Source organism: Comamonas piscis (genome assembly GCF_014109725.1).
Classification (GTDB): Bacteria; Pseudomonadota; Gammaproteobacteria; order Burkholderiales; family Burkholderiaceae_C; genus Comamonas; species Comamonas piscis.
The window spans coordinates 3,263,122-3,276,354 of record NZ_CP058554.1 but is presented as its reverse complement, the minus strand read 5'-3'; the positions used below and the strand labels follow the sequence as shown (position 1 = coordinate 3,276,354).

Genomic DNA, 13,233 nt, shown 5'->3' with positions numbered 1-13,233 from the left:
TATGACGACCTCCACGACGGTAGCCTTTCACTTCAACGCGCCCAGCAAGCTGGCCTATGCCTGCAAGCTGGCGCGCAAGCTCCAGCGCATGGATATGCCGCTGGTGGTGCTCGGCGAGCCGGCCATGGTGGCCCAGCTCGACGAGGCCCTGTGGTCCTTTGGCGGTGCCAGCCAGTTTCTGGCCCACTGCCGGGGGGATGCAGCGGCGGAGGTGCTCCAGCGCTCGCCCACGGTTTTGCTGACTGACCTGGCCGGCAGCCTGCCGCATACGCGCGTGCTGCTGAACCTGGGCGCGGAGATGCCTGCCGATGTCACCCGCTTTGAGCGGGTGATTGAAGTGGTCAGCGCCGACGACGAGCAGGATCGGCAGCAGGCCCGAGCGCGCTGGCGTGCCTACGCCGCGATGGGTTTTGATATCGAGCGCCGCGATTTGGTGATGAAGTCGGAGGACTGAGCCATGCCCGATTCCAGAATCCCCCCAAAATTTGTACCGACCTTGACCGAGGAAGCGGTGCAGGACGCGGCTGACGCGCTGCCCTTTGTCGCGCCAGGTGGGGCAGTGGCCCCAGCGCCAGACAGCATCCCGCCCAGTGTGGATGTGCTGCGCAGGCGCCGCGATGCCGATGCGCAGGCCTCCGGCGCCTGGGCCCAACCCGCCGCCGATATTGCCGACCTGCCTACTTACAGCGGCTGGGCGCAGCAGGCGGATGCGGCATTGCCGCTGGGCAGTGGCGCACAAGCCTTTGCCGCGCCTGCTCACCCTGTGGAAGGCAGCAGCCTGCCAAGCTGGATGCCAGACCAGGGCGAAGCGGTCGCCCCGCCGTCCGCTGGCGCCGGGGCGGTGGTGGATGACAGCGATGGCCAACCGGCGCACAGCCTGGTGCAAAGCGCCTTGGGTGGCGAGGGCGTGGCAGTATCTGACGCAACCAGCCACTTGGTCGAGTCAGCGGCAGAAACCGCGCAGGCGCTGGAAGATGCGATCACGCGCCGGGTCACCCGGCGGGTGCAGGAGACGCTGGATGCACGGCTGTCGGCCGCCGTGCTCAAGGTGGTGGACCAACAGACGGCCTTGTTTCAGTCCTCGTTGCAGCTGGAGATCGACAGCACCATCCGCGAGGCCGTGGCCGACGCGGTGGCCGCGATCCTGCGCGAGTCCCGCAGCTAGCCATCTGCTTTTTGCAGCCTAAATAAACCCGCTGAAATAACCGGCGGTTGTAAAGAACTAAAATTTCGTTCTTTGCTGCTGTCTGTCGCATCGCTTACAGTACGGCTATTCACGGTTTTTCAAGCGCCCGCTTCAAGCTGCAGGGCGCTTTCTTTATTCCAATGATTGAACTACGGGGTATCACCCAAACCTACCCGGGCAAAAACGGCCCGGTCCATGCGCTGCGCGGTGTCGATCTGAGTATTGCTGCCGGTGAAGTGTTTGGCATCATCGGCCGCAGCGGTGCGGGCAAGAGCTCGCTGGTGCGCAATATCAACCTGCTCAACCGCCCGACCACGGGCCAGGTGATGGTCAACGGCAAAGAGTTGACGACGATGGACGATGCCCAGCTGCGCAGTGCGCGCCGCGAGATCGGCATGGTGTTCCAGCACTTCAACCTGCTCTCGTCGCGCACCGTGTTTGACAACGCCGCATTGCCACTGGAATTGGCCGGCATGAGCAAGGCGGCCATCAAAAAGCGCGTGGACCCGTTGCTGGACCTGGTGGGCCTTGCTGCGCTGAGCGACCGCTATCCCGCGCAATTGTCTGGCGGCCAGAAGCAGCGCGTAGGCATTGCCCGCGCACTGACCAGCGAGCCCAAGGTGCTGCTGAGCGACGAGGCCACCTCGGCGCTGGACCCCGAAACCACCCGTTCGGTGCTGGCGCTGCTCAAGCAGATCAACAAGGACATGGGGCTGACCGTGGTGCTGATCACCCACCAGATGCAAGTCGTCAAGCAGATCGCCGACCGCGTGGCGGTGATGGAGGCCGGCAAGGTGGTCGAGATGGGCTCGGTCATCGATGTTTTCACCCGTCCCCAGCAACCGATCACCAAGAGCCTGATCGACGAGATTGTCCCCCAGGAGCTGCCTGCCAGCGTCATCGAGCGGGTGCGCAGCCTCAATGGTGCGCTCTCCAGTGGCCAGGGCAAGCTGCTGCGCCTGTCCTATGCGGGCAACCTGGCCTACCAGCCCATCCTTTCGCGGCTGATCCGTGATTTTGGTCTGGATGTCAGCATCCTCAACGGCCAGGTCGATGAGATCCAGGACCAGACCTTCGGCTTCCTGGCGGTCTACGCCAGTGGCGATCTGGCCCAGCTCAATGCGGCTGTTGAGGCATTGCGCGCTTCGGGCGTGATGGTGCAGGAAGTCAATACCGAGGCCTCGGCCACCTAACACCCGCAAAGAGGTTTTCGATGTTTGAGAATTTTTCTGAAATGATGCTGCAGCTGTTTGCCACATCCTTGTGGGAGACGCTGATCATGGTTGGTATTTCCGGCGTGGCCGGCGCGCTGATCGGCATTCCGCTGGGCGTGTTTCTGCGCCTGACCGACCATGGCGGCATCTTGCAAAATGGCGCGGCCAACAAGATCGTTGGCTGGCTGGTAAATGCCGTGCGCTCGACGCCCTTCATCATCTTGCTGGTCGCCATCATCCCGTTCACCCGCTTCATCACCGGCTCGTCCATCGGCACGGCGGCGGCGATTGTTCCGCTGACCTTGGCTGCGGCACCGTTCATTGCCCGCTTGGTGGAAACCTCGTTGCGCGAAGTGGACCATGGCCTGGTCGAAGCCGCCCAGGCCATGGGTGCGACCTCCTGGCAAATCGTCTGGAAGGTACTGCTGCCTGAATCTTTGCCGGGCATTGTCGCCGGCTTGACCATCAGCTTTGTGTCCCTGACTGGCTACTCGGCTATGGCAGGCGCCATCGGTGGTGGTGGTCTGGGGGATCTGGGTATCCGCTACGGCTACCAGCGCTTTTTGCCGGACATCATGCTGGCCGTGGTCGTCATCCTGATCATCTTTGTGCAGCTGGTGCAAAGCCTGGGCGACTGGGCCGTGCGGCGACTGAGCCATAAATAAGCGGCGTCAGCGCGCGCTGCAGCCAAAGCCCATGGGGTACTCAGGTACCTGCCATGGGCTTTTTTCATGCGGCCATCGCGCCTGTCGCCCAAGGGCGTTACGCGCGCAGGGCTCTGCCTACAATGCGCTATTGCCCACGCCTTGGAGACCGCCATGAACGCTGCCTTGCCCCTTGCTTCTGCACCCACTCTGCCGCTGCATTCGCTGGACGAGGCCCAGTGGCTGCGCGCCAAGCCGCTGCTCGACGAGAACTGGATCCACGCTCACCCAGCGCTGGCGCGCGCCTTGCCCGTGGTGCTGGCCCGCGATGTGGGGCAGGACTGGCACAAGGCAGGCACCTTTCGCCACCATTTGCTGGGCGTCACGCGCACCCTGCAGCTGTGGCAGCAACCGGAGGATGTGAAGCTGCTGGGCCTGCTGCACAGCGTTTACGGCAATGCCTTTGTGGACTTGGTCAAGTTCGATGCCAGCAGCGAGCGCAGCCAATTGGCCGCCTTGGTGGGCGAGCCTGCGGAGCAGCTGGTCTATGAATTCTGCATTCTCTCGCGAGCGCAGTTTGTGCAAAAGGTGCTTGCCGGTGCCATCGAGGCTGATGGCGCCGTGTTGTTGGACCATCAAGGCGCGCCACGCCGGGTCGAGCCCTACACGGTGGCGGCCTTCATCATCGTCAGCATGGCTGACACCATTGAGCAGTGGTTCAGCTGGCAGGACGATATTTTCTCGGCCTTTCCCCAGGTGCCCCAGCGCCCGCAAAAAGCGCACTGGATGGCCTCGCTTTGGCCCGGCCCGATGCGCCCCAGCGGGCGCATGCTGTCGCAGATTGCCAGCTTGGGCTTGGCCTTGCAGCACCCGGCCTTGAAGGGCCTGCTGCCCATCCCACCGGTGTTTGCGCATTGCACCCAAGGCCTGAGCGCATCGGCGGATGCGGCGGCCGCGTCGCTGTACTGGTCAGTGATCCAGCAAGACCAGCCGCTCACCGATCTGGATGTGGCCACCGGCGTGCTGGAGCAGGCGGTACAGCTCAACCCCTGGGTGGGAGAGCCACAAATGGTGCTGGCCCAACTCTACCTCAGCGCTGGGCGCAATGCCGATGCGCTGGCCGCCGCCAATAGCGCGTTGCAGTGCTTCAGCGCCTGGGGCAATGCCTGGGACAAGCGCGTGCAGTGGGATGCCTGGGTGGCCTGGACGCGCATCCTGCAGCAGCATGCCAAGAACGGCAACTGGCCCGAAAGACTGGACAAGCTCAACAATGTAGCGTTGCGGCCGGAGTAAATAGCTGCCACGCACGGGGCCGGTGGTTGTAAGCAAATGGCAAAAAGTTCTTTGTTGCGTTGCAAAATCGGGCGTACATTTCGGTATCGCATTTGAAAGGTATCGCTCCCGTGCAAAAACGTACATTGCTGCAATCCGTGCTGGCCCTGGCATTGGCCGCTGGTATTTCTGGCGCCGCAGTCGCACAAGACAAGGAAATCAAGATCGGCGTGACCGCTGGCCCGCACGGCCAGATCATGGAGCAGGTCAAGAAGATCGCTGAGAAAGACGGCTTGAAGATCAAGGTCATCGAGTTCAGCGACTACATCCAGCCCAATGCCGCCCTGCAGTCCGGCGAGCTCGATGCCAACAGCTACCAGCACAAGCCCTATCTGGATGCCCAGATCAAGGACCGTGGCTACAAGTTTGTGGTCGCTGCCGATACCGTCAACTTCCCGATCGGCATCTACTCCAAGAAGATCAAGAAGATCGAGGAGCTCAAAGAGGGCGCCCGCTTCGGTCTGCCCAATGACCCCACCAATGGTGGCCGCGTCTTGCTGCTGCTGCAAGCCAATGGCCTGGTCAAGCTCAAGGAAGGCGCCGGCCTCAAGGCCACGCCGCTGGATGTAATCGAGAACCCCAAGAAGCTGCGCTTTGTCGAACTGGACGCCGCCCAACTGCCGCGCTCGCTCGACGACCTGGATGCTGCAGCGATCAACACCAACTTTGCAATCTCGGCGGGCCTGAACCCCAAGTCGGACGCGATCGTGGTTGAAAACGCCAAGAACCCCTACGTCAACATTCTGGTGATCCGCGAAGCGGACAAGAACCAGCCATGGGTGGCCAAGCTGGTCAAGGCCTACCACAGCGAAGAGATTCGCAAGTTTGTCGACACCCAGTTCAAGGGTGCAGTGATGCCTGGCTTCTAAGAACCTGTTCAAAGCCCAGCCAAGCACCAGCAAAAAGCCTCGCAGTTGATAGCTGCGAGGCTTTTGCTTTTGAGGGCTGTATCCGGCTCAGCGCTTCAACTGCGCGCCGGTGGTTTGGCCTTGGCGCGTTTGCTGCCGGGTACGGCAGCCTGAGCGGCTTCTGCGGGCAGGGGCTCGACCTTGACGATGGCCAGTGACATGTTGTCGCCCGAACCGTTGGCACGCATGCGCGCCCGCTCGATCAGGAACTGGCTGGCTTCGCGGGGCGAGAGCAGGCGGGTGATGGACGAAAGCTCATCGGGCGAGAAGTAATGCCAGATACCGTCGCTGCAGGCCAGCAGCACATCGCCTTGCTTGAGCATGGGGATGCGGTGGTGGATAAGTGGCGGGTCATCAGCCGTGCCCAGGCAGTGCAACAAGATATTGGACTGCGGGTGGTAGCGTGCTTCTTCCAGGGTGAGCTGGCCCTGGTCGACCAGGGTCTGCACATAAGAATGGTCGCTGGTCTGGTAGAGCAGCTGTCCGTCGCGGAAATGGTAGATGCGCGAATCGCCCGAATGCACCCAGGCGCAGGCACTGTTGGGCAGGATCAGAAAGGCAGCAATGGTGCTGTGCGGCTCTTGCTCGGCAGAGATGGCCACCAGCCGGATCAGCAAATGCGCTTCGCGCACCAGGTTGCCGAGCATCTCTTCGGCGTTGTCGGTCTCTGGCGAGTAGCGCTCAAACACCTGCTTGGCCGTCAGCATCACCTGGTCTGAAGCCGCGCGCCCACCGCTGCGGCCCCCCATGCCATCGGCCACCACCGCCAGCACGCAGCCCTTGGCGCGGGGGTGGGCGAGCATGATCACCTGGTCCTGCTGGTAAGGGCGATCGCCTTTGTGAAGGCCGGTAGCGGCAGAGAGGCGGTAGCTGTTGCTCATGCGCAAGGGGTGGGTAGACAAGCGGGGTGGACGGAAGGGGAATCATAGAGCAGATTGCCTGGCGGGCCGCCAAAGCCTGCGGGATTACGCTATCAACCGATGTTTGTATACCAACGCAATAGGGCGTTGCAGGCGGCTAGCGAAGGCCGGCCCCGGACGCGATAGACTGCGATGCTTCTTGCCGCTGGTTCTTTATCGATGCCCCTTTCCCCCGCCATTGCGAGTGATGCCCCGTTGCAGCTGCGTCCCCAGCAGGAGCAGATGATCGCGGCCATCGAGGCGGCTTGGTCCCAGGGCCAACGGGTGGCGATCGAAGCGCCCACCGGCACGGGCAAGACCTATGCCTATCTGATAGCGGCCTTGGCTCGCAACGAGCGCTTTGTGGTCAGCACCGCCACACGGGCGCTGCAGGACCAGCTGGTGGACCGCGACATTCCCGCGCTGCTGACCCACCAGGGACTCCAGCGCAAGGTCGCCGTGCTCAAGGGCCGGGAAAACTATGTCTGCCTGCATGGCCTGGAACAGGCGCGCGGCAAGCTGCAAGACCTGCATGCCAGCGCGCTGGGCCAAGTGGAGCGCTGGGCGCAAAGCACACAGGGAGGCGATCTCGCCGAGCTCGACAACATCAGCCACCTGCCCAGCCTGCTGCCCCATATCACCGCCAGCCACGACGAATGCCTCGGCCAGCGCTGCAGCTACTTTGAGCGCTGCTTCTCCAACCGGGCCCGCACCCGGGCCGCGCAGGCGGATATTTTGGTGATCAACCACCATCTCTTCTTCAGCGAGTTGCGCCACCGCCAGATGCTGGGCGTGGGCCAGGGCTTTGTGCCGCTGGCGCCCACCATGGTGATGGACGAGGCCCACCAGCTGCAGGCCATTGGCCTCAAGGTGCTGGCGAAGGGACTGAATGTGGGCGATATGCGCGACTTTCTCCAGACGGTGGAGCGGCAGACGGGCCTGCATGCGCGCGGCTTCGCACCCTGGGTCCCGCTGCTGCAGCATGCGCAGCAGGCGCTGCTGCAGTGGATGGACGCCGAGCAACGGCAGCTGGGCGATGCGGATGCGGCCGCCCAGGCTGCCGCCCGCCAGGCACTGGTCGGCCTGCACAATGCGCTGTCCGCCCTGGTGGCCGCCTTGCAAGGCGTTGCAGACACGGCAGCCGTGGTCGCGCAGTTGGCGGCGAAGGGCGATGTGCTGCTGCTGGCCTTGCGCCAATGGGCGCAGGCTGGGAGGAGTGGCAGGAGTGACCTGGTGCGCTGGTGGGACTCACCGGGTCTGCCGCGGGCCATGGATGCCGCCGAACGGCAGGCCCAAGGGCGGCGTGTCTGGCGGCAGGGCTTTCGGGAGTCGCCGCTGTGGCTGGCACAAGCCCTGGGCGCTCTGGCACCACAGGTGCGCGCCAGCAGCTGGTTGGGCCAGGGCGCACAACGCTGGTTGTTTACCTCCGCCACCTTGGGCGATGACGAGGCGCTGAGCTGGTTTGCCCATGGGCTGGGACTGCACAGCGAGGGGGTGGAGGCGAATGGACTGCCGCCGCTCGCAACCCTGCGCTTGCGCAGCCATTTTGACTGGGCGCAGCAGGCCGGTCTGGTGGTACCCCAGGGGCTGCCCAGCACCGATGCAGCGGTGCCGGAGCGTGCACAAGCCTTGGCGCAATGGCTGCTTCCGCATATCCGCATGCTGGGAGGGCGCTGCATGGTGCTCTGCACCTCGACCGCCGCGATGGATGCCTTGGCTGAGGCCTTGCGGCTGGGCCTGCAGGGGCAGTCCATCGATGTGTTGCAGCAAGGCGAGCAGCCCAAGCGGCGGCTGCTGCAGGCCATGCGCAGCGCAGCGGGCACGCAGGCTGGGCGCGTGCTGGTAGGGACTTTGGGCCTGTGGGAGGGGGTCGATCTGCCGGGCCAGGCGCTGCAGCTGCTGGTGATCGACAAGCTGCCGTTTCCACCGCGCCATGATGTGCTGCATGCAGCGCGGGTGGCCGCGCTCAAGGCAGCTGGCAGCGATGCCTTCGAGCGTTACATCCTGCCCCAGACCGCCATGCAGCTGCGCCAAGGCGTGGGGCGTCTCATCCGCTCGGCCAGCGACCGCGGTGTGGTCGTGATTGCGGATGAGCGCCTGCACAGCCGCAACTACGGTGCTGCCTTACAGGCCGCATTGCCGCCGATGCCCATGTTGAGCGATGCTGAATTGCCGGAGTTTTTGCGGAGCCTGGTGCAGGACTCTGCGGCATGACAAAGCGGCTGGTGCAAGGTTTTCCCTGCACCAGCCGCTTAGAGCCGCTAACACAACCCTTGATACGTCGTTACCAAACCTTGTCGTACGTCTGTACTGCCTGCGGCTTGGCGCCTAGTCTCAAACGCAAACCTTCGGTTTGCTGGGTCGTGTTAGCGACTCTTATTGAACTATCGGTTGCGCATCAAGCGCGTGGCATTACCACATCTTCCACCAGGGGCGCTCTTCCTTGCGGAAGCCATTGGCCAGCAGGCGGGTGTTGGGGTAGCTGGCTTCCAGCACGCGCTTGGTGTCGGCGGCCATGTCGGCCATGTTCAGGCGCTCGTAGGACAGCATCAGGATGTAAAGCGCGTCTTCTTGTGCAGGCACCTCTTTGTAGTCAGAGATGGCGCTTTGGGCGCGGTTCACCGCAGCAACGTAGGCACCGCGCTCGTAGTAGTAACGGGCAACGTGCACCTCATACTGGGCCAGCGAGTTGACGATGTAGCGCATGCGCTTTTCAGCGTCTGGCGTGTACTTGGATTCGGGAAAGCGGGTGGAAAGCTCGCGGAAGGATTCGAACGAATCCTTGGCCGCCTTCTGGTCGCGCTCGGAAAGATCCTGCTTGGAGACCCAGGAGAACAGGCCCAGGTTCTCGTTGAAGTTGACCAGGCCCTTCAGGTAAAGCGCGTAGTCCACGCCATCGCTGGCCGGGTGGAGCTTGATAAAGCGGTCCAAGGTGGCGATGGCCTGGGCCTTTTCACCGCTCTTGTACTGCGCGTAGGCCTTTTCCAGCTGCGCCTGCTGCGCGATGGCGGTGCCAGCGGCGCGGCCTTCGAGCTTTTCATACAGCGGAATGGCTTTGTCGAACGAGCCCGATGAGGCTTCGTCACGCGCTTCCGAATAGATCTTGTTCGGGCTCCAGCCGGCGGTGGGATCCACATCGGTCGATGAACAGCCTGCCAGCAGAGCGGCAAGTGCTACGGAAGCGATAGCGGGAACCTTCGATTTGGGGTACGCAAACAGCATTTTTGGCTTGAAATCCATAGACGGAAAGCTGAAAAACTGCATGGGGCCGCAAGGCCAGCCACGCAGCGGGGCAGCCCGTGCCGCGCCCTCTGATCTGGACCATTGTAATCGGCGCGCGGCCCGCCCTCGCAGACCGGGACTTGCGGCCAGTAGGGCTGTGTAACATTCCGGGCCAGATATGCCATGGTTTGCACAGACGGTGCTGCGGCTTTCCTACAATGCAGGGATATGTTCGTACACCTTCGCATCCATTCCGAGTTTTCCATCGTTGACAGCACCAATCGCATTGGCGATTTGATCAAGTTTGCTGCGGGTGATGGCCAGCCGGCAATGGCGCTCACCGACCTGAACAGCCTGTTTGGCGCCATCAAGTTTTACAAAGCCGGGCGCGGCGCAGGTGTCAAACCGCTGCTGGGTGCCGAGTTGACCCTGGAGTCCGAGGTGGCAGGCGGCCCGCTGTCGCGCATCATCGTGCTCATCCAGAGCCAGCAGGGCTACCTCAATCTGTCTGAAATTCTGGCCCGCATCTGGATGGCCGACACCGTCAAGGCACAGCCGCAGTGCACCTGGGCCTGGCTGCAGGAGCTGTCCGAGGGCTTGGTGGTGCTGTCGGGTGCGCAGGCCGGCCCGGTGGGGCAGGCCTTGGTGCGTGGCGACGAGAAAGCGGCGCGTGGCGCAGCACTGCGGCTGGCCAACATGTTCCCGCACCGCTTTTATATCGAGCTTCAGCGCGCTGGCCGTGCCGATGATGAAGCCCACGTCACTGCGGCGGTGGCGTTGGCCGCCAACCTGAAGCTGCCGGTGGTCGCCACCCACCCGGTGCAGTTTGGCAAGCCGGCCGATTTTGAATCGCATGAAGCCCGCGTCTGTATTGCCGAGGGTGAGACCCTGGGCAACAAAAAGCGCATCAAACGCTTTACCCGTGACCAGTACCTGAAGACCGCCGCCGAGATGGAGGCCTTGTTTGCTGATCTGCCCAGCGCGCTGGCCAATACCGCGCAGATCGCCCAGCGTTGCAGCGTGACCTTGCAGCTGGGCAAGTACTTTCTGCCGGATTTCCCGACGCCCAATGGCATGCCCATTGACGCGTACTTCCGTCAGCTTTCGTTGGAGGGACTGGAAGTGCGCCTGCAACTGCTGTTTCCCAAAGAAGCCAAACGGGACGCCGAACGGCCCAAATACATCGAGCGCCTGGATTTTGAGCTGGGCATCATCTTGAAGATGGGCTTTCCCGGCTACTTCCTGATCGTGGCGGACTTTATCAACTGGGCCAAGAAAAATGGCTGCCCGGTCGGCCCGGGCCGGGGATCGGGGGCTGGCTCGCTGGTGGCTTATGTGCTCAAGATCACCGACCTTGACCCCATCCACTACAACCTGCTGTTCGAGCGTTTCCTGAACCCAGAACGCGTCTCGATGCCCGACTTTGACGTGGACTTTTGTCAGGCCAACCGCGACCGGGTGATCGACTATGTGAAGGATCTCTACGGCCGCAATGCGGTGAGCCAGATTGCCACCTTCGGCACCATGGCCGCGCGCGCAGCGATCCGCGATGTGGGCCGGGCGCTCGACATGGGCTATGGCTTTTGCGATGGCATCTCCAAGCTGATCCCGAACAAGCCGGGCCTGCACGTCACCCTCAAGTACCCGCCCAATCCGCCCAAGGAGGGCGACAAGTACACCTATGCCATCAAGGAAGAGCCGGTGCTCGCCGAGCGAATCGAGAAGGAAGAGGACGTCAAGACCCTGATCGAGATGGCGCAAAAGCTCGAAGGCATGACCCGCAATATCGGCATGCACGCCGGTGGCGTGGTGATTGCCCCGGGCAAGCTGACCGATTTTTGTCCGCTCTACCAGCAGCCGGGCAGCACCTCGGCAGTGGCCATGTATGACAAGGACGATGTGGAGTCGGTGGGCCTGGTCAAGTTTGACTTCTTGGGTCTGGCCACCTTGACCATTTTGGAGATCGCCCGGGAATTCATCATCCAGCGCCATAAGGGGCAGGAAAACTTCCAGTTCGAAACCATTCCGCTCGACGATGCCCGCACCTACCAGCTGTTCTCGGCCGGCAAGACCGAGGCCGTGTTCCAGTTTGAATCGCGCGGCATGCAGCAGATGCTCAAGGAAGCCAAGCCCAGCCGGCTGGAAGACCTGATTGCGCTCAATGCGCTTTACCGCCCGGGCCCGATGGACCTGATACCCAGCTTTGTAGCGCGCAAGCACGGCAAGGAAGTGGTGGAGTACCCGCATCCGCTGGTAGAAAAAGTGCTGTCCGAGACCTACGGCATCATGGTCTACCAGGAGCAGGTGATGCAGACCGCCCAGATTCTGGGAGGCTACAGCCTGGGCGGCGCCGACTTGCTGCGCCGCGCGATGGGCAAGAAAAAAGTCGAGGAGATGGTGCAGCACCGCGCCACCTTCCGTGAGGGTGCCTCCAAGATCGGCATCGACGAGGCCAAGGCCGACGAAGTCTTCGATTTGATGGAGAAGTTTGCGGGCTACGGCTTTAATAAGTCGCACGCCGCTGCTTATTCGCTGCTGGCCTACCACACCGGCTGGCTCAAGGTGCACTACACGGCAGAGTTCTACTGCGGCAATATGACCGTGGAAATGGACAACACCGACAAGCTCAAGGTGCTGTACGAGGACGCGCTGAAGATGGGCGTGACCTTCGAAATGCCCGATGTGAACCGGGGCCGCCACCGTTTTGAGCCGGTGACTGACAAGGTCATCCGCTACGGCCTGGGCGCCATCAAGGGCACGGGCCAGGCCGCCATTGAGGCGATCGTGGCCGCGCGTGAAGGCCAGGGCACGGGCCCGCAGGGCGACACCAAGGGCCCCTTCAAGAGCCTGTTTGACTTCTGCCTGCGGGTGGACCGCAGCCGGATCAACAAGCGCACGGTCGAGGCGCTGATCAAGGGTGGTGCTTTTGACAATATCCAGCTCAACCGCCGGTCGCTGCTGGAATCGGTTGATGTGGCCTTTGAATTTGCCGCCACCACCCATGCCAATGCCAACCAGGGTGGCCTGTTTGACATGATGGGCGATGACACCTTGGGCTCCAGCACCCAGGAGCCACCGCTGGCCGATGTGCTGCCTTGGGGCATCAAGGAGCGCTTGGTGTTGGAGAAGACCGCCATCGGCTTTTACCTGTCGGGCCATCTGTTTGACGAGGTGGAGCTGGAAGTGCGCCAATTTGTGCGTACCCCCATCGCCCAGCTCAAGGACAGCCGCGAGCCCCAGACGGTGGCCGGCATCATCAGCGAGCTGCGGGTCATCAATGGCCAGCGGGGCAAGATGGTGCTGTTCAAGATCGACGACAAATCTGCGGTCATCGAAGGCTCAATCGACGAAGCCACCTGGAGCCGCCACAAGGAGCAACTCAAGGACGACGAGTTCGTCATCTTGAGCGCCCGCGTCGGCCTGGACCGATTCAGCGGTGGCCTGCGCGCCAAGGCCCAACATGTCTGGGGCCTGGCCGAGGCCCGGGCGCGCTTTGGCCGCTACCTGCTGGTCAACACCGATCGTCACCAACCCGATGTTGCGCGCTTGATTCAGGAGTTTCCCGCAGTCGAGGAGCGCACCGACGAAGGTGTGCTGCGCCACGGCCTCAAGATCCGCCTGGGCGTGGTCTGCGGCCAGGGCGATGGCCGGGCCGGTGTGGAGCTCAATCTGGGCGATGCCGCGCGCTTTTTCCCCAGTGACCAGGCGATGGCCGCCTGGTCCCAGGAAGCGGGCCACGAAGCCATCAAAATCGTATACGAAAGCATGGCCTGACGGGCTGCTTACACGGGCTGTCAAACGGCTGCGCCAGTAGTTGCTGGCGCAGCC

Annotated in this window: 10 protein-coding genes; 8 read left to right on the top strand and 2 right to left on the bottom strand. The window is 62.8% G+C overall.

What is annotated here, in order from left to right; genetic code table 11:
• The first annotated feature begins 1 nt into the window (after position 1).
• The 6 genes from HS961_RS14740 (at position 2) to HS961_RS14715 (ending at position 5,245) form a co-directional block, all read left to right on the top strand.
• On the top strand, positions 2–454 hold the full coding sequence (locus tag HS961_RS14740) for a DNA polymerase III subunit chi (protein ID WP_182323219.1): 453 nt from the start codon (positions 2–4) through the stop codon (positions 452–454).
• 3 nt (positions 455–457) lie between these two features.
• The gene (locus tag HS961_RS14735; protein ID WP_182323218.1) at positions 458–1,165 is read left to right on the top strand and encodes a hypothetical protein; all 708 of its coding nucleotides are present in this window, start codon (positions 458–460) and stop codon (positions 1,163–1,165) included.
• Positions 1,166–1,326: 161 nt separating this feature from the next.
• Positions 1,327–2,379 (top strand): methionine ABC transporter ATP-binding protein, encoded by a 1,053-nt coding sequence (locus HS961_RS14730; protein WP_182323217.1) that lies wholly within the window; start codon positions 1,327–1,329, stop codon positions 2,377–2,379.
• 20 nt (positions 2,380–2,399) lie between these two features.
• A complete protein-coding gene (locus HS961_RS14725; RefSeq protein ID WP_182323216.1) occupies positions 2,400–3,065 on the top strand; it encodes a methionine ABC transporter permease in 666 nt (221 codons plus the stop codon).
• Between the two features lie 153 nt (positions 3,066–3,218).
• On the top strand, positions 3,219–4,337 hold the full coding sequence (locus tag HS961_RS14720) for a DUF6817 domain-containing protein (RefSeq protein WP_182323214.1): 1,119 nt from the start codon (positions 3,219–3,221) through the stop codon (positions 4,335–4,337).
• A gap of 110 nt (positions 4,338–4,447) precedes the next feature.
• Complete coding sequence (locus tag HS961_RS14715; RefSeq protein ID WP_182323213.1) at positions 4,448–5,245, top strand: MetQ/NlpA family ABC transporter substrate-binding protein; 798 nt, start codon at positions 4,448–4,450, stop codon at positions 5,243–5,245.
• A 95-nt stretch (positions 5,246–5,340) separates the two neighbouring features.
• Here HS961_RS14715 and HS961_RS14710 read toward each other — a convergent pair whose 3' ends face one another.
• The gene (locus HS961_RS14710) at positions 5,341–6,165 is read right to left on the bottom strand and encodes a PP2C family protein-serine/threonine phosphatase (protein WP_182323210.1); all 825 of its coding nucleotides are present in this window, start codon (positions 6,163–6,165) and stop codon (positions 5,341–5,343) included.
• Between the two features lie 198 nt (positions 6,166–6,363).
• Here HS961_RS14710 and HS961_RS14705 point away from each other — a divergent pair, with 198 nt between their 5' ends.
• Complete coding sequence (locus HS961_RS14705; RefSeq protein WP_182323208.1) at positions 6,364–8,397, top strand: ATP-dependent DNA helicase; 2,034 nt, start codon at positions 6,364–6,366, stop codon at positions 8,395–8,397.
• A gap of 198 nt (positions 8,398–8,595) precedes the next feature.
• Here HS961_RS14705 and HS961_RS14700 read toward each other — a convergent pair whose 3' ends face one another.
• The gene (locus HS961_RS14700; protein ID WP_182323206.1) at positions 8,596–9,405 is read right to left on the bottom strand and encodes an outer membrane protein assembly factor BamD; all 810 of its coding nucleotides are present in this window, start codon (positions 9,403–9,405) and stop codon (positions 8,596–8,598) included.
• Between the two features lie 228 nt (positions 9,406–9,633).
• Between HS961_RS14700 and dnaE the strand changes: the two genes are divergently transcribed.
• A complete protein-coding gene (dnaE, locus tag HS961_RS14695) occupies positions 9,634–13,179 on the top strand; it encodes a DNA polymerase III subunit alpha (protein ID WP_182323205.1) in 3,546 nt (1,181 codons plus the stop codon).
• Positions 13,180–13,233 lie beyond the last annotated feature (54 nt).

What these genes read in the sequence shown, in the direction of transcription:
- HS961_RS14740 (WP_182323219.1), top strand. Translation starts at nt 2, where the DNA reads ATGACGACCTCCACGACGGTAGCCTTTCACTTCAACGCGCCCAGCAAG.
- HS961_RS14735 (WP_182323218.1), top strand. Translation starts at nt 458, where the DNA reads ATGCCCGATTCCAGAATCCCCCCAAAATTTGTACCGACCTTGACCGAG.
- HS961_RS14730 (WP_182323217.1), top strand. Translation starts at nt 1,327, where the DNA reads ATGATTGAACTACGGGGTATCACCCAAACCTACCCGGGCAAAAACGGC.
- HS961_RS14725 (WP_182323216.1), top strand. Translation starts at nt 2,400, where the DNA reads ATGTTTGAGAATTTTTCTGAAATGATGCTGCAGCTGTTTGCCACATCC.
- HS961_RS14720 (WP_182323214.1), top strand. Translation starts at nt 3,219, where the DNA reads ATGAACGCTGCCTTGCCCCTTGCTTCTGCACCCACTCTGCCGCTGCAT.
- HS961_RS14710 (WP_182323210.1), bottom strand. Translation starts at nt 6,165, where the DNA reads ATGAGCAACAGCTACCGCCTCTCTGCCGCTACCGGCCTTCACAAAGGC.
- HS961_RS14705 (WP_182323208.1), top strand. Translation starts at nt 6,364, where the DNA reads ATGCCCCTTTCCCCCGCCATTGCGAGTGATGCCCCGTTGCAGCTGCGT.
- HS961_RS14700 (WP_182323206.1), bottom strand. Translation starts at nt 9,405, where the DNA reads ATGCTGTTTGCGTACCCCAAATCGAAGGTTCCCGCTATCGCTTCCGTA.
- dnaE (WP_182323205.1), top strand. Translation starts at nt 9,634, where the DNA reads ATGTTCGTACACCTTCGCATCCATTCCGAGTTTTCCATCGTTGACAGC.